This window comes from Flavobacterium cryoconiti (assembly GCF_048158645.1).
Classification (GTDB): Bacteria; Bacteroidota; Bacteroidia; order Flavobacteriales; family Flavobacteriaceae; genus Flavobacterium; species Flavobacterium cryoconiti.
In genome coordinates, this window is sequence record NZ_JBLNKW010000008.1 from 115,514 (window position 1) to 135,402 (window position 19,889).

The following is a 19,889-nucleotide window of genomic DNA, read 5'->3' on the forward strand; positions in this document are numbered from 1 at the left end:
CTTAATTTATGTTATTTTCCCTGATTATACCAGTTTACAATCGCCCAGATGAAGTTGATGAACTTTTGGAAAGTTTGTCCCATTCAACTTACAACGAAATTTTTGAAATTGTTATTATTGAAGATGGTTCCACTTTACCTTGTAAGGATGTTGCTCAAAAATATGGAGACAGACTGGATATTTCCTATTATTTTAAAGAAAATTCTGGTCCAGGTGATTCTAGAAATTACGGAATGACAAAGGCTAGAGGAGATTACTTTATTATTTTTGACTCGGATTGCATTATTCCTGAAGCGTATTTAAATGAAGTAGAGAAAGCATTAAAACAAAATTATGTAGATTGTTTTGGTGGTCCGGATAAAGCTTTGGATAGTTTTTCGGATATTCAAAAAGCAATCAATTTTGCGATGACATCTTTTCTTACTACAGGTGGAATTAGAGGTGGTTCTGAAAAAATTGATAAATTTCAGCCTAGAAGCTTTAACATGGGATTGTCTCGAAAAGCTTTTGAGGCTTCCAAAGGTTTTGGAAATATACATCCTGGTGAAGATCCGGATTTATCAATTCGTTTGTGGAATTTAGGTTTTGAGACTAAACTTTTTCCTAAAGCTTATGTGTATCACAAAAGAAGGATTGATTGGGATAAATTTTCTGTTCAGGTGAATAAATTTGGTAAAGCAAGACCCATTCTCAACAGTTGGTACCCACAATATAACAAGCTTACTTTTTTCTTTCCTTCGGTTTTTATAATAGGATTTTTTACTTCATTAGTATTATTGGTTTTCAATTTTGATAAACTATTGCAGTTGTATTTTGTTTATTTTTTGGTATTATTTTTGGTGTCTACTTATCAAAATAAAAGCTTCAAAATAGGATATTTATCTTTAATAGCTGTTTGGAAACAATTTTATGGTTATGGAACAGGATTTTTGGAATCATTTATAAAAATCATCATTCTGAAACAAAAACCACAAGAAACTTTTCCTGAGTTATTTTTCAAAAAATAATATGACAAAAATAATTGGCTTAACCGGGGGTATTGGAAGTGGTAAAACTACTATTGCTACTATTTTTCAATCATATGGCATTCCAGTTTATATTGCTGACGATGAGGCAAAAAAAAATATGCAATCATCAGAAATTATTGAAGCCATTAAAAAGGTATTTGGTAATTCTATTTTTGAAAATGATGTATTGAGTAGAGAAAAATTGGCCGAAATTGTATTTAGTAATTCTGAAAAACTAGAGCAACTCAATAAAATTGTTCACCCTGCCGTAAAAAAACATTTTGATGAATGGATTTTGAAGCATAAAGATAATCCTTACGTTATTTATGAAGCTGCTATCTTATTTGAAAGTGGTCGTTATAAAGATTGCGATGTGATTATAAGTGTCACAGCTCCAGTAGAATCAAGGATTCAAAGGGTTATTGAAAGAGATAAAACGACTAGAGCACTTGTTTTGAAAAGAATAAATTCACAATGGACTGATGATCAGCGTATTTTGAAAAGTGATTTTGTTATTGAAAATACTTCTATTGAAGCTGTAAAAACAGAAATTCTTAAAATTCTTAAAATTTTAAAGATTAAACAAAATGTGTCTTAGATGTTAATCTTTGGTTAATGTATTATTTAATATATTGTTAAAATACTAATTTTGTCTCGATGAATAAACTTTTTTTTAGATTGCTTGTATTGTTGATGAGTTTGTCCCTGATAGGAATAATTCTTGTTCAGGTGTATTGGTTTAATACCTCATTTAAGAATAATGATGAACAATTTAAATTTCATGTTAAGCAAGTTATTGGTAATGTGGCAGATAAGCTTCAGCAACAAGAGGCTTATAGTTTTTATGATAAATACAATCATTATAAAGATAGTACAGGAAAGATTCCTAAAAAAAATGATTTATTAGAATTTTATTATGTTCAAAAAAATCCTAGAACGAATAAAACAATAATATATTCAAATAGTATTATATCTGAAGATTATAATATCTCTTCAACGTTCTTTGATAAAAAATTTGATAGCGAAAGGTTTAAGAGTTTTAATTCTAAACGGGTTACCGAAGTTTATAACAATAATAATATTGATAATCCAGGTGTTCAACAAAGTCTGATACCAGATGTTCGAATTGAAAAATCTGGAAATTTAGATGTTTTAGATAATGCACAGTTTGAAATTTTCTTTAAAGATATTGCCTCTGCAATGCCTCTTGAAGAAAGGGTTTCAAAAGAAATATTAAATAAACTCATTAAAAAAGAATTAGAAGAATATGGTGTTAATACCAAATTTGAGTTCGGAATTTATAATAATAATTTGGCGACTAAAATAAAATCTAAAGATTTTAAATATGACAAAAACGCCACGTATTCTATTCCAATATTTACTGACAATGAAGGAAATAGTAAATACCAATTATTGGTTACTTTTCCTCATAAAAAGAAATATTTATTGTCAGATCTCGTTAGTATAACTATACTATCAATCATATTTACGCTTATTATTCTCATCGCATATTCAAGTGCTTTGAACCAATTGATTCGTCAACGTCATATATCTGAAATTAAAACAGATTTTATTAATAATATGACTCATGAGTTTAAAACTCCTATAGCGACTATTAATTTGGCTTTGGATGCCATTAAAAATCCAAAAATTATTGATGATAAAGAGAAGGTCTTTAGGTACCTCCAAATGATTCGGGATGAAAATAAACGAATGCACGCACAGGTTGAGAATGTTTTAAGGATTTCTAAACTAGAGAAAAAAGAATTGGATATTAATAAAGATTCTAATAATATCCATGATGTAATTAATGATGCCATTGAACATGTTAATTTGATATTAGAAGATAGAGAAGGAACGATTACAAGTCATTTTGATGCCAATAGAACTACCGTTTTAATAAATGATGTTCATTTCACGAATGTGCTAGTAAATATTTTAGAAAATGCTATAAAATATTCTCCAAATACACCAATAATCGACGTGTTTACTGAAAATGTAAAAGATATGGTTATTATAAAAGTAAGAGACAACGGTTTAGGAATGAGTAAAGTCGCTCAAAAAAGAATATTTGAAAAGTTTTATAGAGAACATACCGGAGATATACATAATGTTAAAGGGCACGGACTCGGTTTAGCATATGTAAAAAGAATAGTTGAAGACCATAACGGTCAAGTTTATGTAGAAAGTGAAAAGGGAAAAGGAAGTACCTTCATAATAAAATTACCATTAATAAATTAGGAATATGGAAAATGTAAATAAAAAAATACTTTTAGTGGAGGATGACCTTAATTTTGGTGCAGTACTAAAAGATTATTTAATGCTAAATGATTTCGATGTCACTTTGGCTAAAAATGGAATGGAAGGATTTGAAAAGTTCAAAAAAGATACTTACGATTTGTGTATTCTAGATGTAATGATGCCATATAAAGATGGATATACACTAGCTAAAGAAATCAGAGAAAAGAATAATGAAGTGCCTATTATTTTCTTGACTGCTAAATCTATGAAAGAGGATGTATTGAAAGGATATAAAGCAGGTGCCGATGATTATTTGAATAAACCTTTTGATTCTGAAGTTTTGTTAATGAAAATCAAAGCAATTATTCAAAGAAAATCTTCTGATACCAAAGCGGAACAAGTACAATTTGAGTTTAATATTGGTAAATTCCATTTGAATTCTAAACTTCGTTTCTTAACTTTTGCAGATGAGGAACCAATTAAATTATCTCCAAAAGAGAATGAACTATTAAAAATGTTGATTCTTCATGAAAATGATTTGATGCCAAGAGAATTAGCTTTAACAAAAATATGGAGAGATGATAACTACTTTACTTCAAGAAGTATGGATGTGTACATCGCTAAACTAAGAAAATACCTGAAACTGGATGAAGATGTTGAAATCTTGAACATCCACGGTGAAGGATTCCGACTAGTTGTTAAGAATAAAACAGCAGTATAAAAGTAAAGCTTCGAGAAATCGGAGCTTTTTTTTGGAAACTATTTATTTCGTGAGTTGTTGAAACAACAAATTTATTCTATTTCCAATTCAATTGTAAAGCGAAGCTGGTTTTATCTTCTTTCGTAATACTAAAAATGGTTTCATTATCAGAAATGTTTTCATGGATGATTACTTCGTCTTTTAAAGACAATTCCTTTAGGAAATTCATTTCAAAACTTTTAATCCTTTGATTCAGAATTAATTTTTCATCAACTAAATCCAAACACCATTCCAGGTATTTGACATTATTGACATGATTTACAATATCTAAATCCGACAAGAATACTATTTTTTCAAAGACGATTTCTTTTTCATGATTGAAATTAATCTTAGAAAAACCTTCCTGAGTGGCTTTTTTTTCTGGATATAATTCAAAATGTGCAAACGGCAAGGCTAATCCTTCCGGTCTGCGGGTTTTAGTGTTGAAAACGGCCCAGAAAGTCTCGGAACCTACAATTTTTTCTCCATTTACATGCATTTCTAAAGCACGCACCGAACGGGAATTTTCTAGCGAATTGATCCACGTTTTCACCGTTAAAATATCTCCCCATTTGGGTAATTTAGTAATTTCAACACGCATTCTGCTTAAAACCCAAGCTTGGTTGAATTCCTGCATATCCAAAAAACTAATCCCGCCAATTTCAGAATGTGCCGCAGCCGTTAACTGCAAAATATTACACAAATCAGTATATTTTAAATACCCATTTGGTGCGCATTGCGTGAAATTGATTTCCCAATCTTTGCTTAGAATGGATGTGAAGTTAGGAGAGATGGGCATTGTTTTTAATTTATATATTTATATTTTCGTTTGTATATTCCACTTTGATATTGTTCTTTTCCTAGATATTTTATTTTATTGTCTTTCAATTCTTTTGTAAAATCATCAAAATTATAATTAAATAGTTTTATGAGTTCAAATTGATTTTCATCTTTAGTATATATTACAATAGATTTTGTAGTGTAATTAAAAGGAATTCTTCCATATGAAATTTCTGAATTTGAATAACCCTTAATTTCTTTAAGTCTGATATTTACAATTTTAAATTTCATTACTTGGTAGAATGAAATATCGTTAGTATTTAATCGTGCAAAAGTAAAATGATTTGAAAGTTGATAATAAAAATAGACAAAAATAAATGTAGTAAATATCAATGGAAAAACTGCCCAAAATCTATTTGGGTCATTAATTATAAAAGTAAGTTTTAAAATTAAATAAGATTGAAATAAATATAAAAATTAGAATTCCAAAAAACATGAGGAAAACAAAATTTAATATTAACCAAAGCAAATTAGGATAAGTTCTAATAATTTTCATTTATTACCTTTATATAATCAACAATAACTTCATATGGAGTTTCAAAATCAAACCATTTGGTATTTTCATTTCTTTTGAACCATGTTAATTGACGTTTAGAAAACCGTCGGGTGTTTTTCTTTATTTCTTCAATGGCAAATTCCAATGAAATTTCCCTGTCAAAATAACTAAATAATTCTCTATAACCCACGGTTTGTAAGGCATTCAACTCTTTATTTGGGAATACTGTTTTTGCTTCCGCCAATAAACCTTCGTTTATCATGATATCAACACGTTGATTGATTCGGTTGTAAATTATCTTTCTGTCCGCTTCTAAACCAATTAAAATAGGAGTAAAGTTGCGTGTGTTTTGCTTCTGGTTTAAAAACGAAGAATACGGTTTTCCAGAACCCAAACATACTTCCACAAAACGCATCATTCGTTGTGGGTTTTGCAATGTTTGCGGATTTTCGATTGTCAAAGTTTTATAATAATCAGGATCTAGGGTTTCTAGTTTTTGTTGTAAATATCCAATTCCTAATTTTTCGTAATTAGCTGTTATTTCTGAGCGGACAGCAGCGTCAATTTCGGGAAATTCATCAAAACCTTTCAAAATTGCATCTACGTATAATCCTGAACCACCAACCAAAATCGCATAATCATTCGTCAAGAATAATTCGTTGAGTTTGGTAATTGCTTCTTTCTCGAAATCACCTACGGTATAATTCTCAAATATGGATTTGTTTTGGATGAAATGATGTGGTGCTACTGCCAATTCTGTTGCGCTTGGTACAGCTGTTCCAATGGTCATTTCCTTGAAAAACTGTCGGCTGTCACAGGAAAGAATATCACATTTGAAATAATTGGCTAATACAATACTCAAGGAAGTTTTTCCTATAGCCGTAGGTCCGATAATAGTTATTAGGTATTTCATGTTTTTTATAACGAATTGCCGAAATAAATTTCAACTAAAATTTGATTATTTTCAGCGTTTTACTTTTTCGAACATGACTTTGAATAATATTTCGGGTGTCACGGTTGTTCTGCATTGGGATTATTATGTTTCTAAGAATTTCGATATTGTTAATTTGATAGTTTAAATCATAAAAAGCATATCCTTTGTAAATCCCGTTTTCGATTAAAACTGCACTGCGCTCGTTGATAGTTCTTCCTCTGTCTATAAGGACCATATTTTGATTTTCGAAACTGTTTTTGTCTATAAATTCCTGAACTCTTGCATTGTATTCTTCTGGAGAAATATTGCCAATACAAGCGCCGTCACACTCTTTTATAGTGTATTGAAAACAGTTTGTTTTTGAAACATACAAACCCGTTAATTTTTGGCATAAATTGTAATGGGAAGTGATTCTGAACAAAGCATTTTTTCCTTCTTGTAACGAAGTAAATGAAGTTATCTCTTTTTTTCGTCCGTCTGCTTTTTGAAGTTTCAAATTGAGATACCCTTTTTCGTCTTTTTCGGCATACAAAGCCAATTGGAAAATACTTTTTCTTTGCGCCCGATTATGAATTGGTTTATTGACTTTTATTTCTTCACTTTCTTTTAAAAGTGCAATTAGTTCACTTCCGGTTTCATCGTATGTTACTGTGAAAACTTCGGCTTGTATTTTTTTGCATTTAGCAGAAGTTCCCGTGAAATGTTGGTTGATGCGTTTTTTTATGTTTCGGCTTTTGCCAATATAAATCAGATTTCCTTTTTCGTTATGAATGTAATACGTTCCGGTTTTTGCGGGTAAACTTGAAACAATATCTAATAATTTGGGCGCAATTCCTTTTTCAATTTCTAGTTTAATGAAATCTTTGACAATTTCTTTTTCTAAATCTTTCTCTAAAAGGATTTTGAATAATTTCACTGTTGCCAATGCATCACCACTAGCTCTGTGTCTATCTGCCATTGGAATTCCAAGGGCACGAACCAGTTTGCCTAAACTATGGGAAGGTTGCTCCGGTAATAATTTTTTTGACAATTCGACCGTACAAAGGGTTCTTGCTTCAAAATCATAGCCTAATCGTCTGAATTCAGTTCTTAATATTCTGTAATCAAAAGAAGCATTATGGGCGACAATAACACAATCATTCGTCATTTCGATAATGCGTTTGGCCACCTCAAAAAACTTGGGAGCAGAACGCAACATGGCATTATTAATTCCAGTCAGTTTCACTACGAAAGGCTGAATTGGAATTTCGGGATTAACTAAACTGATGAATTGATCCACAACTTCGTGACCGTCAAATTTATAGATGGCGATTTCTGTGATTCCTTCTTCGTTGAATTGTCCTCCAGTGGTTTCTATGTCGAGTATTGCGTACAAATTTTAGTCTTCAGTGTTCCTTTTTTAGTAATCAGTTTTTTAAGTAGTAATTTTCAAATCTGAAATTAAAAATATTAATCCTCAATCAAAAATCAAATTATCTTCCCCCAAAGATACTACTTCCTATTCGAACCATCGTGCTTCCGCATTCAATTGCGAGTTGATAATCACCAGACATTCCCATTGATAATATTGATACCGTAGAGACGCGATTAATCGCGTCTCTACTGCGAATCGCATCAAAAATCGATTTCAAATGAAGGAATTCTTTTTTGATTTGATTTTTATTGTCTGTAAATGTTGCCATACCCATCAGTCCTACAATTCGAATGTCTTTCATTTCCATAAATTCATTTGATGATAGGAGATAAGCAAGTTCTTCCTCGTCAAGACCAAATTTAGTTTCCTCTTCGGCAATATGAATTTGTAATAAGCAATCGATAATTCTATTGTTTTTTTGAGCTTGTTTGTTGATTTCCTGCAATAATTTCAAACTATCCACTCCATGAATCAAGCTCACAAATTGTGCCATAAATTTGACTTTATTGGTCTGAACGTGACCAATCATATGCCATTGAATGTCTTTGGGCATTTGTTCCCATTTTTCAGCCATTTCCTGGATTTTGTTTTCACCAAAAATCCGTTGACCGGCTTCATAGGCTTCAATCAAATCAGCAACGGGCTTGGTTTTTGAAACCGCAACAAGCGTTACATATTCGGGTAATGTGGATTTTATTTTGAGAAGGTTTTGTGCGATTGACATATTAAATAAATTGTTTAGCAATCTTCTCTGCTTTTTTGCTTTCAGAATAATCGTAGAAACCTTCTCCGGTTTTTACTCCCATTTTTCCTGCCCGAACCATGTTCACTAATAATGGGCAAGGAGCATATTTTGGATTTTTGAATCCGTCGTACATTACATTTAAAATGGCTAAACACACATCAAGACCAATAAAATCAGCTAGTTGTAAAGGTCCCATTGGGTGACCCATTCCTAATTTCATAACCGTGTCAATTTCATAAACACCTGCCACCTTGTTGTATAACGTTTCGATGGCTTCATTAATCATGGGCATCAAAATTCTATTGGCAACAAAACCAGGATAATCATTTACTTCAACCGGAGTTTTACCTAATTTCTCAGATAAATCCATAATGATTTTAGTCACTTCGTCGCTCGTATTGTAACCACGAATGATTTCCACTAATTTCATAATTGGCACCGGATTCATAAAGTGCATTCCAATAACACGCTCCGGATGTGCTACAACAGCTCCAATTTGTGTAATGGAAATCGAAGAAGTATTAGTTGCCAAAATTGTATTATGAGAACAAGCTTCGTTTAATTGCTTGAAAATATTCAGTTTCAATTCAACATTTTCCGTAGCTGCTTCAATTACTAAATCTACGCCTACGACGCCATCTTTGATGTCTGTGTAAGTGATTATATTGGTGATTGTTTTGGCTACATCTTCTTGAGTGATGGTTCCTTTGGTCAACATTCGGTCTAAATTGGCAGCAATAGTTGCCATTCCTTTATCCAAAGATTTTTCGGAAACATCAATTAATTTTACGGTAAAACCACTTTGGGCAAAAGTATGGGCAATTCCATTTCCCATTGTTCCTGCACCTATAACTGCTATTGTTTTCATTGGTATTTTGTTTAAAGTCAAAAAAGTTTAAAGTTTAAAGTGTTATTGAATCCTTTAAACCTTAAACTTTTAGCGTATTTTTTAATTTATTTTTTAAAACAATTGATAATTTGGTATGCCACTCTTAAAGCTTCTGTTGCTTGTTCTAATGTTACAACCGGAGTAGTATTATTGTTGATGGCATCAGCAAATGATTCCAATTCGTCAAGAATAGCATTGTTTTGTTCTACATCAGGATTCGAGAAGTAGATTTGTTTTTTTACACCTTCAGCATTTTGTAGAATGATATCAAAATCACCAGGAACTTCTGGAGCATCTTTCATTTTTACCACTTCGCATTTCTTTTCAAGAAAATCAACTGAGATATAGGCATCTTTCTGAAAGAAACGCGATTTACGCATGTTCTTCATCGAAATTCTGCTCGCGGTTAAATTAGCAACACAACCGTTTTCGAATTCGATTCGGGCATTGGCAATATCCGGAGTTTCACTTATAACGGAAACGCCACTGGCATTGATATTTTTTACTTTGGATTTTACAACGCTCAAAATAGCATCAATATCATGAATCATCAAATCAAGAACTACGGGAACATCCGTACCACGAGGATTGAATTCCGCCAAACGGTGCGTTTCAATAAACATCGGATTTTCAATCATGTTTTTGGTAGCGATAAACGCTGGATTGAAGCGTTCTACATGTCCTACTTGTCCTTTGATGTTATATTCTTTGGCTAAAGCAATTATTTCTTCCGCTTCTTCAACAGTTGTAGAAATGGGTTTTTCAATAAAAACGTGCTTTCCTGATTTGATAGAAACTTTAGCACATTTGTAATGAGAAAGGGTAGGAGTTACGATGTCTATAACATCAACAGCATGAATTAATTTGGCTATAGTCTCAAATTGTTTGTAGCCAAATTCAGCAGCGATTTTGGCTCCATTTTCAAGATTTTCATCATAAAAACCAACCAATTCATATTTTTCTGATTGTTGTAATAAACGCAAATGTATTTTTCCTAGATGACCGGCACCTAATACTCCAATTTTCAGCATAATTATGTAATTTGTACAAAAATAGCAATTAATTGATTAATTTTTTATTGATAATGAACAATTATTTAATGTATTTTAAATTCAATTTTCAATATTTGATATTAGAAATTGTTTTCTATTTTTGCCAAAATAAAATAGTAAACTTTGAAAGACACAGCCAAACATCAAGGACTTCGGAATCAGTTAGTAAGCACTTTGGAACAAAAAGGGATTACGGATAAAAGTGTTTTGGCTGCGATAAAAAAAATCCCAAGACATTTGTTTTTAAATTCTAGTTTTGAAGATTATGCCTACCAAGACAAAGCATTTCCTATTGGCGCAGGCCAAACTATTTCTCAACCGTATACAGTAGCTTTTCAATCCCAATTATTAGAGGTTAAAAAAGAGCATAAAATTTTAGAAATTGGAACAGGTTCTGGGTATCAAACCGCTGTTTTGTGTACCATGGGAGCAAAAGTATTTAGTGTCGAAAGACAAAACGAATTGTTTAAACAAACTTCTATTTTATTCCCAAAATTAGGTATTCGTCCCAAACATCTTTCTTTTGGAGATGGATACAAAGGGTTACCAAGTTACGCACCTTTTGATAGTATTATTGTAACTGCGGGAGCTCCATTTATTCCCCAGCCTTTGATGGCGCAGTTAAAAATAGGAGGAAGGTTGGTTATTCCATTAGGAGAAGATGTCCAAATTATGACTTTACTAATCAGAAAAAATGAAACGCAATTCGAGAAACATGAGTTTGGAGAGTTTCGATTTGTACCGTTATTAGAAGATAGAAATTAATACTGAAACCCGCTAAATAGCGGGTTTTTATTGACCAATAATACTTAGATAACGTTCTAAACTTTCTTTTTCCATTTGAGCTATAAATAACAAAAAATCTTCTTTATTGTTTTTAGTTTGAGCCGTTTCCAGTGTTTGGTAATATTGCATTCTACTTTCATAATCACCTTTTATATTAGCGATGATATAGCCATGTTGCAACAAAATTAAGTTCATCACCAAGCGCGACGTTCTGCCGTTTCCATCGATAAATGGATGGATAGTGACTAAGCGTTCGTGCATTTCAGTAGCCAAAACGATAGGATGAAGACTGTTTTTATTGGTTTCAAACCAAATGAAAAAATCTTCCATTTCTTTGGCAACCAGAAAAGGTTGCGGAGGTATATGACTGCTTCCCTGTATCATGACCTGCACTTTTCTATAGCGACCTGCATCTTCAGGATGGATTCCTCTTAAAATAAGATTGTGAATAGAAAGTACTTCTCGTTCATTTATGGAAATATTTTTTTGCGTCAAATCTTTAATGTAAGCAATCGCTTCCTGATGATTAATTACTTCAAGATGTTCCCGCATACTTTTACCCGAAATTGTCAAACCTTCATTGATAACCAAATCAGTTTCACGAAGTGTCATCGTATTTCCTTCGATACGATTACTTTCAAAAGTGTATTCTAATTCTAATGCCTGAGCAATACGATAACTGTCAAAAGCTCTAAAAGAATCTAATTTTGTCTTCAAGGAATCTATTTCATCTAACATTTTTTGCAATGTTGTGGATAGCTTTTTCTTGGATGCTTTACTTTGGTATCTTATTTCTTCCTCAGCAACCAGCAATGCTTTTAATGCAAATTCATCTTGACCTATTTCATAAATAATTTTCTCTTTAAGCCAAGCTACCATTATTGTTTCTAAATCTATTTCAAGTAAAGCCGCAAGTTTCAAAACTTGATCTCTGGTAGGTTTTCTGGTGCCACTTTCAAATTTACTAATTAAGGCTTGATCAATTCCTAAAAGTTGAGCCACTTCTCTAGTTTTGAGTCCTTTTTGTTCTCTTGCATTTTTGAGTAGTGTTTTCATTTTATAAAAAATGTTTTAAATTGTCTTGACAAATTTAGTCATTTTTATTTAATGAAAAAACAAAAATATGACTTAATATTTAATTTAAAATGATTTTTTTATTCTGTCAAGGTCACGTTTAGTATCTTGTTCTTTTAGCGATTCGCGCTTGTCATAGGTTTTCTTTCCTTTACAAAGACCAATTTGTAGTTTAGCCATTCCTTTTTCATTAGTGAATAATTTCAAAGGAATAATAGTTAGTCCTTTGGCTTGAACGCTTTTGACTAATCCTTTCAATTCTCTTTTATTCAAAAGTAATTTACGTTCACTTCTGGCTTTGTGGTTGAATTGATTTCCAAAAGTATATTCTTCAATATAAGTATTGATAGCAAAAAGTTCATTGTTACTAAATTCACAAAAACTCTCGGTAATATTAGCCTTTCCTAATCGAATGGATTTAATTTCAGTTCCTGCTAAAACAATTCCAGCAGTAAATGTCTCGATTATTTCATAGTCGAATTTGGCTCTTTTATTGTAGATATTTATTGTTTTCAGCATAGGAATACAAAGGTAGAAACAAATCTACGAAACACCAATTGTTTTTATATAAATACTTAAATTTGCAAAATGGAAAATTCGAAATCAAAAGACCCTTTACACGGAATAACACTTCAAAAAATTGTGGAACAATTAGTTGAATATTATGGATTTGATACTTTGGGAGAGCTCATTAAAATTAAATGTTTCACAGATAATCCAAGTGTAAAATCCAGTTTGACTTTTTTACGGAAAACAGATTGGGCTAGAAAACAAGTGGAAGACTTGTATATTAAATCATTGCCTAAATTTCCTAAATAGATTTTAATTTAATTTATAAGAAATCATAACTCCTCCTCGATAAGGCAACCATTCTCCACTTTTGTTATAATCTTTTGCCTTGTCGTAACGTTCGTTAGTACCAACATAATATCCTTTGTAAAAGCCTTGATGGGACCCCCCCCCAAGGAAACAATCCAAGATAAATTTGTTATTGATTTTTTTCTGGTATCCTATTGTAGCTCCTATCATATAGCCGAAACCATTTTCATATTGATTGAACTTTGAATGAATCCCTTTTGATACTTTATACAATGATCCTCCTATATGTGCACCTGCATAAAAACCGTTATATTTTTCTTTGAAAAAATAACGATATTCTGGTATAATGGTTAGGAATTCATAAGGTAATCCATTTATAGATTTCCAAGGAGAAACTAAAATATCAAATTGGAAAGTAGATTTTTTTCCAATACTAGTTTCAATTCCTATGTTTGGTACAGCAACTAAAGCTGTCAATGCATTTACTTTTACATACGTTTGACTTTGAGAATGGATTGAAAAGAAAAGAATTGCAATTACTAATAATTTTTTCATGTTGAAGTTTTCCGAATGCTTTAGAAAAAGCATTTATTTTGGCGGCAAATATAAAGATTATTCTTTCAAAGGAGCTAGTAATTCGGGGTTTTATACTGACACTTTATTGAAATTTTTAAATTATATTTTATTCAAAAGAGAATAAATAACAGTATCTAAAAAGCGTCCATCGTAAAATTCATTTTCTTTTAAATGCGCTTCTTTTATAAAACCGTTTTTTTGTAAAACTTTTTCAGAACCAAAATTTTCAGGATCAATTATAGCTTCAATTGAATGCAGCTTAATTACATTAAAACCATAATCGACAACTTCTTTTACAGCTTCAGGAATAATTCCTTTTCCATTAAATTCAGGAAGTAGCATATAGCCAATTTCGGCGCGAAAATGTTCCGGTTTTATTCTGTAATGTCCAATAATTCCAATTAGTTTTGGGTCGTTTTTCAAAGTAATTCCCCAATTTATACCTTCATTATTTTCGATTTTAGCATCAATCATTGCAATATGTTCCAAGGCATCTTCTTTTGTTTTTAATAATGGTCTTGGAATATATTTCATCGTTTCCGGATTAGAACGTAAAGCAAAAATTTCATTTACATCATTCGCATCAACACGTCTTAATAAAAGACGTTTCGTTTCTAAAATTGGAAATGGATTAAAATTTATAGATAACATATGTTGCTACTTTTTTATAAATTAAAGGATTTCGATGTTAAATTCAGAATCGAAAGTTTCATTTTTATTCAGAATTTGAATGCCTTCTTTTTCAAATATATTCCCCGAATTTTCGCCTGTATCCGAATAGCCAAACCAAGGTTCTATACAAAGAAATGGAGCATCCATTTTTGTCCAAATTCCTAAACTTGGAAAATCCTCAAAATTCACTTTTAAGAAAGGTTTTTTATTTTCTAAAATAGTTAATGATTTAGATTTTAATGTTTTGAAAATCAAGGCGTCATTTTCGAATAATGGGTAAGTTAATGGAATCTGTCTTTCTTGGGTTTCCAGTTTTTTTGTTTTATTTGAAATCAAATCATTTTCAAGAAGATAATATTGTAGAGGATCTTCTTTTTCAAATTGAATGGAATAATTTTCAAAATTCCCTGGTAAAGCAAATGCAGGATGTGCTCCAATAGAAAATGGTATTTGTGAATTTCCTTTATTTATAACTTTATAAGCGATGCATAAATTACTGCTTTCTAAAGTATAAATGATTTGTAATTCAAATTCGAATGGATATACTTTTAGCGTTTCTTCAGAAGATTGTATCGAAAAAGTGGCGCTATTTTCCTTTTTTTCAATTAATTCAAATTCCATTTCTCTTGCAAAACCATGACGAGATAAATGATACTTTTTATTATCGTAATCAAAGGAATTATTTTTCAATGTACCCACAATCGGAAACAAAATAGGAGAGTGTTTACCCCAAAAATCAGGATTTCCTTCCCAGATATATTCTTTATTGAAGTTGTTTTTTAGTGAACATAATTCGGCACCGAAGTTGTTTATTGTAGCGGTTAAAAATGTATTTTTAATGACTGTTTTCAAAGCAGTTTCTGTTTAAATTTAGATTGTAAATATATTTAAAATTTGTTTAATAGTATAAATTAGTTAAAATCTATACTATTTAATAGTACCCTTTTTAATAAATTGTTTTTTTGTTACAATGTGAGTTATTTTTCATTTATTTGTTATAATATTTATTCAATAATTTTTTTTTAATGTAACAAAAGTATTCACTTTTATACTTATTGTTAATCAAACAGATAAAAAGTAAAAAATCAATCAAATTATGAAAAACAATTTCATTAAAGCTACATTGTGTTTAGCTTTCATTTGTGGAGTTTCTTCGCTTCAGGCACAAGATACAAAAGCAAATGTGTCAAAGTATGATTATCATGATGCCTTTGCACCAGGATTTTATACAAAAAATGGAACAGAAACGCGTTCTGCGAGTGGTCAACCCGGTTCAAAATACTGGCAAAATAGAGCTGATTATCAATTAACGGCAAATTTAAATGATAAAACCAGTGAAATCATTGGAACTGAAACGTTAACGTATACTAATAATAGTCCAGATAAATTGACTTTTCTTTGGATGAATGTTGACCAAAATTTATTTAAAAATGATTCTCGTGGAAATGCCGTTATTCCAGTAAGCGGAAGTCGTAACGGAGCAGACGGAGAAATTTTTGACGGAGGTCACAAAATCAAATCAGTTAAAGTTATCGCAACAGTTGGAGGAAAAGTTATTGAAAAAGCAGCAAAATTTACTATTGTAGATACTCGCATGCAAATTATTTTGCCACAAGAATTAAATGGTAATGGTACTTCAATTAAAGTTAAAATTGACTTCTCTTATATTTCACCAAAATACGGTTCAGACAGAACAGGAGTTTTAGATACTAAAAACGGTAAAATTTTCACTATTGCACAATGGTATCCTAGAATGTGTGTGTATGATGATGTAAAAGGTTGGAATACTTTACCTTATATAGGTGCCGGAGAGTTTTATTTAGAATATGGAGATTTTGATGTATCTATCACAGCACCGGCTAATCATATTGTAGTTTGTTCCGGTGATTTACAAAACCCTTCAGAAGTTTACACAGCTGAACAGCAAAAACGTTGGGTTCAAGCTGCTGCAAGTGACAAAACGGTTATGATTCGTACAGCTGCAGAAGTTACAAATCCAAGTTCTAGACCTGCAGGTAAAGCAACTTTGACATGGAAATTTAAAATTAAAAATTCTAGAGATGTTGCTTTTGCTTCATCAGCAGCTTTTATTATTGATGCTGCCAAAATTAATTTACCAAGCGGAAAAAAATCTATTGCAGTTTCAGCTTATCCAGTTGAAAGCGATGGTCAGGAAGCTTGGAGTCGTGCTACTGAATACACTAAAACATCTATTGAAAACTATTCAAAACGTTGGTTTGAATTTCCTTATCCTGCTGCCACAAATGTTGCCGGTAATGAAGGAGGAATGGAATATCCTGGAATTGTTTTTTGTGGATGGGAATCTAAAGGAGATGATTTATGGGGAGTTACTGATCACGAATTTGGTCACGGTTGGTTTCCTATGATTGTAGGTTCAAACGAAAGATTATTTGCTTGGATGGATGAAGGCTTTAATACATTTATCAACTCATTGAGTTCAGTAGATTTTAATAATGGAGAATACAAGCAACCTGCTACAGACATGCATCGTTCATCAAACAGAATGACAAATGCTGAAATTGAGCCAGTTTTCTCTGCACCAGATGCATTAAAAGAAGCAAATTTAGGTGTTTTGGCTTATTTTAAACCAAGTGCAGGATTAATTATGTTACGTGAGCAAATTCTTGGAAAAGAACGTTTTGATTATGCTTTTAGAACGTATACAGAACGTTGGGCTTTCAAGCACCCAACTCCAGATGACTTTTTCCGTACCATTGAAAATGTTGCCGGTGAGGATTTAAACTGGTTCTGGAGAGGCTGGATTATTAATAACTGGCGTTTTGACCAAGCAGTTTCTAAAGTTAAATATATAAAAAATGATCCTGCAAAAGGAGCTATTATTACTGTAGATAATTTAGAGAAAATGCCATTTCCAGTAATTTTGGATATTAAGTCTAAATCGGGCAAAGTGACTAGAGTTAATCTTCCTGTAGAAATTTGGGAACGCAACAAAAGTTGGTCTTTCAAATCAAATACAACTGAAGAAATTGATACAATAACACTTGACCCAGGGCATGTCTTTCCAGATGTTAATACGGATAATGATACTTGGACTTCAGGTAAAGGAGAATTAGAGAAAGATGTAATCTTAGATGCTTACTTGGGATCGTTTTCAAGTAAACAAATTCCTGTAAAGCTTGTTTTTTCTGAAGATAACGGAGTTCTTGTAGGGAAATCGGAAGGACAACCTAATTTGACTCTTGTTGCTGCTGGAAAAGATAAATTTGTTTTTGATGCAGCGGGACTTACTATTCAATTTAATGAAAATAAAAGTGAGTTTACTTTAGGAGTTAACGGTCAGAGTTTCTTATTTACAAGAGATAAATAGTAGTATATTATAATTACAAAAAACGCCAACTGAGAAGTTGGCGTTTTTTTTTTGCTTTATGTTTAAAGGTAAATGTTTATTTTTTATTCAGGAATTTGTTGACTCAAACAATGTAAAGTTCCAAAGCCCCAAATGAAATCAGTGGAGCTAATCCCAATGATTTCTCTATCAGGAAAACATTCTGAAAGGATGTTCAACGCTTTTCTGTCATTACTATCGTTAAAAGTAGGAACCAATACACAATTATTCAAAATAAGGAAATTAGCATAACTGGCTGGCAATCGTAAGCCATCAAATTCCAAACGTTTGGGCATTGGTAAAACCACAATTACTGGTGATTTGCCATTTTCTAATTTAGCATTTTGCAAGCGTTTTAAATTGTCCTGTAACGGTTTGTAGTTGCTGTCTTTAGGATCAGTTTCTACAATAGTTACAATCGTATCTTCGTTTACAAATCGACATAAATCATCAATATGACCGTGGGTATCATCGCCTTCAATTCCGTCACCTAACCAAATCACATTCGTAATTCCAAGATATTCCTTGAAAACTACTTCATAATCGGCTTTGGTGAAATTTGGATTTCTAACCTGAATATCAGGATGCATCAAGCATTCTTCTGAAGTCAGTAAAGTTCCTCTTCCGTTGCTGTCAATAGCACCGCCTTCAACAATTACCGGTTTTCCTTTGTACATTACGGGAGTAACCGGAATATTTAGAAATTCTCCCACTTTGGCAGGAACAAATTTATCTAATTGAATGTTTTTATATTTCGCCCAACCATTAAAATTAAAGTTTAAGGCTTCTCTTTCGGTTCCGTTTTTAACAATTATCGGACCTGAATCACGCATCCAACTTCTATTGGTTTTATGAATGATGTACGAAATATTTACAAGCTTAACATGAGCTATTTCCAGCATCACATTAACTTTTTCTTTCTGGTTTTCATCAGCAACCACTAAAAATACTTGCTCGAAAGTAGCCACTTTTTTAATGAATTCCACAAAAGCCCATTGAACCGCTTCGTATTTTCCTGGCCAATCCTTACCGTTGTGTGGAAAACAAAGTAAAATCCCTTGTTGTTTTTCCCACTCAGCAGGAAATCTTCTATTATTGGTAGTACTCATAATTAGTCGATTGCTCTTTTTGTAATATCACCAAAAGCGTCTATTCTTCTGTCTCTGAAAAAGGGCCAGTTCTGACGTACATTTTCCTGTAAGTCTAAGTCTACTTCGGCAATCAAAATTTCTTCTTTATCGTGTGAGGCTTGCGCCAAAATTTCGCCTTGTGGTCCCGCTATAAATGAAGATCCCCAAAACTGAATTCCTACCGTATCAGGCAAATATTGCTCTAAACCAATTCTATTTGCCGCAGCAACGTATACACCATTCGCTACCGCATGTCCTTTCATTACACTCATCCAAGCGCCATGTTGATTCTCACCGTATTGCTCTTTTTCTTGTGGATGCCAACCAATTGCTGTTGGGTAAAACAACACTTCAGCGCCTTGTAAAGCTGTCAAACGAGCTGCTTCAGGATACCATTGATCCCAACAAATTAATGTTCCAATTTTTCCTTTTTGAGTCGGAATAGTTTTGAAACCTAAATCTCCAGGCGTGAAATAGAATTTTTCATAAAAATGAGGATCATCCGGAATGTGCATTTTACGATACAATCCTGCTTCTGAACCATCTGTGTCAATGATGTAAGCGCTATTGTGGTAGATTCCGGCCATTCTTTTTTCGAAGAAAGGAACAATAATTACCACGCCTAATTCTTTTGCCAAAGCACTGAAAGCAATAAACGAAGTACTGTATAATGGTTCTGCCAAAGCAAAATTATCTACATCTTCACTTTGACAAAAATAATGACTGCTGTATAATTCTGGCAGCGAAATCACTTCGGCACCAAGGTTGGCGGCATCACGAACCCAACTCAAACATTTTTTCAAGTTGTTTTCGGCAATATCATTAAGATTCAATTGAATGACCGCTATTTTGTATTTCTTATTTGGCATGACTAAAATTTTAGACTGCAAAAATAGTGAATTTTATAAAGAGTAGAAAATAGGGGTAATGTGTTTTTTAGGTTTTAAATAGTCTTGAGATATATTGTATTGGATTTTAGGAACTACACTGAAGTCGAGAGAATTTGTCTAGTGATATAAAGAGCATTTACCAATTGTATCAAGAATTTGAGCTGGAGAAAAAATTAATATAAAATTGGCATTAACAAAGTTAAGGAGGCTTTATTTTT

At 32.1% G+C, this 19,889-nt stretch carries 21 protein-coding genes; 7 read left to right on the forward strand and 14 right to left on the reverse strand.

What is annotated here, in order from left to right:
* Positions 1 to 8 precede the first annotated feature (8 nt).
* The 4 genes from ACM55H_RS12645 to ACM55H_RS12660 are packed head-to-tail and all read left to right on the forward strand — an operon-like array spanning position 9 to position 3,969.
* The gene (locus ACM55H_RS12645; protein WP_416836829.1) at positions 9 to 1,007 is read left to right on the forward strand and encodes a glycosyltransferase family 2 protein; all 999 of its coding nucleotides are present in this window, start codon (positions 9 to 11) and stop codon (positions 1,005 to 1,007) included.
* 1 nt (position 1,008) lies between these two features.
* Positions 1,009 to 1,605 carry a dephospho-CoA kinase gene (gene coaE / locus ACM55H_RS12650; protein ID WP_416836830.1) on the forward strand — a complete coding sequence of 199 codons (597 nt, stop codon included), beginning with the start codon at positions 1,009 to 1,011 and terminating at the stop codon, positions 1,603 to 1,605.
* A gap of 59 nt (positions 1,606 to 1,664) precedes the next feature.
* Positions 1,665 to 3,248: a sensor histidine kinase gene (locus tag ACM55H_RS12655; RefSeq protein WP_039110614.1), complete on the forward strand. Its 1,584-nt coding sequence runs from the start codon at positions 1,665 to 1,667 to the stop codon at positions 3,246 to 3,248.
* A gap of 4 nt (positions 3,249 to 3,252) precedes the next feature.
* Positions 3,253 to 3,969: a response regulator transcription factor gene (locus ACM55H_RS12660; RefSeq protein ID WP_039110615.1), complete on the forward strand. Its 717-nt coding sequence runs from the start codon at positions 3,253 to 3,255 to the stop codon at positions 3,967 to 3,969.
* A gap of 76 nt (positions 3,970 to 4,045) precedes the next feature.
* On the opposite strand, the gene ACM55H_RS12665 is transcribed toward ACM55H_RS12660, so the two are convergent.
* The 7 genes from ACM55H_RS12665 to ACM55H_RS12695 form a co-directional block, all read right to left on the reverse strand.
* On the reverse strand, positions 4,046 to 4,786 hold the full coding sequence (locus ACM55H_RS12665) for an acyl-[acyl-carrier-protein] thioesterase (RefSeq protein ID WP_416836831.1): 741 nt from the start codon (positions 4,784 to 4,786) through the stop codon (positions 4,046 to 4,048).
* A 5-nt stretch (positions 4,787 to 4,791) separates the two neighbouring features.
* Entirely contained in the window at positions 4,792 to 5,058 is a 267-nt protein-coding gene (locus ACM55H_RS12670) for a hypothetical protein (RefSeq protein WP_416836832.1), read from the reverse strand.
* Positions 5,059 to 5,309: 251 nt separating this feature from the next.
* The gene (miaA, locus tag ACM55H_RS12675; RefSeq protein WP_416836833.1) at positions 5,310 to 6,236 is read right to left on the reverse strand and encodes a tRNA (adenosine(37)-N6)-dimethylallyltransferase MiaA; all 927 of its coding nucleotides are present in this window, start codon (positions 6,234 to 6,236) and stop codon (positions 5,310 to 5,312) included.
* A gap of 34 nt (positions 6,237 to 6,270) precedes the next feature.
* Entirely contained in the window at positions 6,271 to 7,632 is a 1,362-nt protein-coding gene (locus ACM55H_RS12680; RefSeq protein WP_416836834.1) for an exonuclease domain-containing protein, read from the reverse strand.
* A 97-nt stretch (positions 7,633 to 7,729) separates the two neighbouring features.
* Positions 7,730 to 8,395: a YggS family pyridoxal phosphate-dependent enzyme gene (locus tag ACM55H_RS12685; RefSeq protein WP_416836835.1), complete on the reverse strand. Its 666-nt coding sequence runs from the start codon at positions 8,393 to 8,395 to the stop codon at positions 7,730 to 7,732.
* A gap of 1 nt (position 8,396) precedes the next feature.
* Positions 8,397 to 9,284, reverse strand: coding sequence for a 3-hydroxyacyl-CoA dehydrogenase family protein (locus ACM55H_RS12690; RefSeq protein ID WP_039110621.1), 888 nt, complete (start codon positions 9,282 to 9,284; stop codon positions 8,397 to 8,399).
* An 86-nt stretch (positions 9,285 to 9,370) separates the two neighbouring features.
* Positions 9,371 to 10,336 carry a Gfo/Idh/MocA family protein gene (locus ACM55H_RS12695; RefSeq protein ID WP_416836836.1) on the reverse strand — a complete coding sequence of 322 codons (966 nt, stop codon included), beginning with the start codon at positions 10,334 to 10,336 and terminating at the stop codon, positions 9,371 to 9,373.
* 144 nt (positions 10,337 to 10,480) lie between these two features.
* On the opposite strand from ACM55H_RS12695, the gene ACM55H_RS12700 reads away from it, so the two are divergent.
* Positions 10,481 to 11,122 (forward strand): protein-L-isoaspartate(D-aspartate) O-methyltransferase, encoded by a 642-nt coding sequence (locus tag ACM55H_RS12700; RefSeq protein ID WP_039110623.1) that lies wholly within the window; start codon positions 10,481 to 10,483, stop codon positions 11,120 to 11,122.
* A 27-nt stretch (positions 11,123 to 11,149) separates the two neighbouring features.
* Here ACM55H_RS12700 and ACM55H_RS12705 read toward each other — a convergent pair whose 3' ends face one another.
* Both ACM55H_RS12705 and smpB read right to left on the reverse strand, forming a co-directional pair.
* Complete coding sequence (locus ACM55H_RS12705) at positions 11,150 to 12,199, reverse strand: Fic family protein (protein WP_416836837.1); 1,050 nt, start codon at positions 12,197 to 12,199, stop codon at positions 11,150 to 11,152.
* 84 nt (positions 12,200 to 12,283) lie between these two features.
* Positions 12,284 to 12,736 carry an SsrA-binding protein SmpB gene (gene smpB, locus ACM55H_RS12710; RefSeq protein WP_416836838.1) on the reverse strand — a complete coding sequence of 151 codons (453 nt, stop codon included), beginning with the start codon at positions 12,734 to 12,736 and terminating at the stop codon, positions 12,284 to 12,286.
* A gap of 69 nt (positions 12,737 to 12,805) precedes the next feature.
* Between smpB and ACM55H_RS12715 the strand changes: the two genes are divergently transcribed.
* On the forward strand, positions 12,806 to 13,036 hold the full coding sequence (locus ACM55H_RS12715; RefSeq protein ID WP_416836839.1) for a VF530 family protein: 231 nt from the start codon (positions 12,806 to 12,808) through the stop codon (positions 13,034 to 13,036).
* Positions 13,037 to 13,039: 3 nt separating this feature from the next.
* Here ACM55H_RS12715 and ACM55H_RS12720 read toward each other — a convergent pair whose 3' ends face one another.
* From ACM55H_RS12720 to ACM55H_RS12730, 3 genes are all read right to left on the reverse strand, one after another.
* Positions 13,040 to 13,591 (reverse strand): DUF3575 domain-containing protein, encoded by a 552-nt coding sequence (locus ACM55H_RS12720; RefSeq protein WP_416836840.1) that lies wholly within the window; start codon positions 13,589 to 13,591, stop codon positions 13,040 to 13,042.
* A gap of 120 nt (positions 13,592 to 13,711) precedes the next feature.
* Positions 13,712 to 14,263, reverse strand: coding sequence for a GNAT family N-acetyltransferase (locus ACM55H_RS12725; RefSeq protein WP_416836841.1), 552 nt, complete (start codon positions 14,261 to 14,263; stop codon positions 13,712 to 13,714).
* 21 nt (positions 14,264 to 14,284) lie between these two features.
* Positions 14,285 to 15,136, reverse strand: coding sequence for an aldose 1-epimerase family protein (locus ACM55H_RS12730; RefSeq protein WP_416836842.1), 852 nt, complete (start codon positions 15,134 to 15,136; stop codon positions 14,285 to 14,287).
* A gap of 244 nt (positions 15,137 to 15,380) precedes the next feature.
* Between ACM55H_RS12730 and ACM55H_RS12735 the strand changes: the two genes are divergently transcribed.
* On the forward strand, positions 15,381 to 17,633 hold the full coding sequence (locus ACM55H_RS12735; RefSeq protein ID WP_416836843.1) for a M1 family metallopeptidase: 2,253 nt from the start codon (positions 15,381 to 15,383) through the stop codon (positions 17,631 to 17,633).
* An 83-nt stretch (positions 17,634 to 17,716) separates the two neighbouring features.
* On the opposite strand, the gene ACM55H_RS12740 is transcribed toward ACM55H_RS12735, so the two are convergent.
* Together ACM55H_RS12740 and ACM55H_RS12745 are read right to left on the reverse strand one after the other, a co-directional pair.
* Positions 17,717 to 18,760 carry an agmatine deiminase family protein gene (locus ACM55H_RS12740; protein WP_416836844.1) on the reverse strand — a complete coding sequence of 348 codons (1,044 nt, stop codon included), beginning with the start codon at positions 18,758 to 18,760 and terminating at the stop codon, positions 17,717 to 17,719.
* Positions 18,761 to 18,762: 2 nt separating this feature from the next.
* Entirely contained in the window at positions 18,763 to 19,650 is an 888-nt protein-coding gene (locus ACM55H_RS12745) for a carbon-nitrogen hydrolase (RefSeq protein WP_416836845.1), read from the reverse strand.
* Positions 19,651 to 19,889 lie beyond the last annotated feature (239 nt).

What these genes read in the sequence shown, in the direction of transcription:
- ACM55H_RS12645 (WP_416836829.1), top strand. Translation starts at nt 9, where the DNA reads ATGTTATTTTCCCTGATTATACCAGTTTACAATCGCCCAGATGAAGTT.
- coaE (WP_416836830.1), top strand. Translation starts at nt 1,009, where the DNA reads ATGACAAAAATAATTGGCTTAACCGGGGGTATTGGAAGTGGTAAAACT.
- ACM55H_RS12655 (WP_039110614.1), top strand. Translation starts at nt 1,665, where the DNA reads ATGAATAAACTTTTTTTTAGATTGCTTGTATTGTTGATGAGTTTGTCC.
- ACM55H_RS12660 (WP_039110615.1), top strand. Translation starts at nt 3,253, where the DNA reads ATGGAAAATGTAAATAAAAAAATACTTTTAGTGGAGGATGACCTTAAT.
- ACM55H_RS12665 (WP_416836831.1), bottom strand. Translation starts at nt 4,786, where the DNA reads ATGCCCATCTCTCCTAACTTCACATCCATTCTAAGCAAAGATTGGGAA.
- ACM55H_RS12670 (WP_416836832.1), bottom strand. Translation starts at nt 5,058, where the DNA reads ATGAAATTTAAAATTGTAAATATCAGACTTAAAGAAATTAAGGGTTAT.
- miaA (WP_416836833.1), bottom strand. Translation starts at nt 6,236, where the DNA reads ATGAAATACCTAATAACTATTATCGGACCTACGGCTATAGGAAAAACT.
- ACM55H_RS12685 (WP_416836835.1), bottom strand. Translation starts at nt 8,395, where the DNA reads ATGTCAATCGCACAAAACCTTCTCAAAATAAAATCCACATTACCCGAA.
- ACM55H_RS12690 (WP_039110621.1), bottom strand. Translation starts at nt 9,284, where the DNA reads ATGAAAACAATAGCAGTTATAGGTGCAGGAACAATGGGAAATGGAATT.
- ACM55H_RS12695 (WP_416836836.1), bottom strand. Translation starts at nt 10,336, where the DNA reads ATGCTGAAAATTGGAGTATTAGGTGCCGGTCATCTAGGAAAAATACAT.
- ACM55H_RS12705 (WP_416836837.1), bottom strand. Translation starts at nt 12,199, where the DNA reads ATGAAAACACTACTCAAAAATGCAAGAGAACAAAAAGGACTCAAAACT.
- smpB (WP_416836838.1), bottom strand. Translation starts at nt 12,736, where the DNA reads ATGCTGAAAACAATAAATATCTACAATAAAAGAGCCAAATTCGACTAT.
- ACM55H_RS12715 (WP_416836839.1), top strand. Translation starts at nt 12,806, where the DNA reads ATGGAAAATTCGAAATCAAAAGACCCTTTACACGGAATAACACTTCAA.
- ACM55H_RS12720 (WP_416836840.1), bottom strand. Translation starts at nt 13,591, where the DNA reads ATGAAAAAATTATTAGTAATTGCAATTCTTTTCTTTTCAATCCATTCT.
- ACM55H_RS12725 (WP_416836841.1), bottom strand. Translation starts at nt 14,263, where the DNA reads ATGTTATCTATAAATTTTAATCCATTTCCAATTTTAGAAACGAAACGT.
- ACM55H_RS12735 (WP_416836843.1), top strand. Translation starts at nt 15,381, where the DNA reads ATGAAAAACAATTTCATTAAAGCTACATTGTGTTTAGCTTTCATTTGT.
- ACM55H_RS12740 (WP_416836844.1), bottom strand. Translation starts at nt 18,760, where the DNA reads ATGAGTACTACCAATAATAGAAGATTTCCTGCTGAGTGGGAAAAACAA.
- ACM55H_RS12745 (WP_416836845.1), bottom strand. Translation starts at nt 19,650, where the DNA reads ATGCCAAATAAGAAATACAAAATAGCGGTCATTCAATTGAATCTTAAT.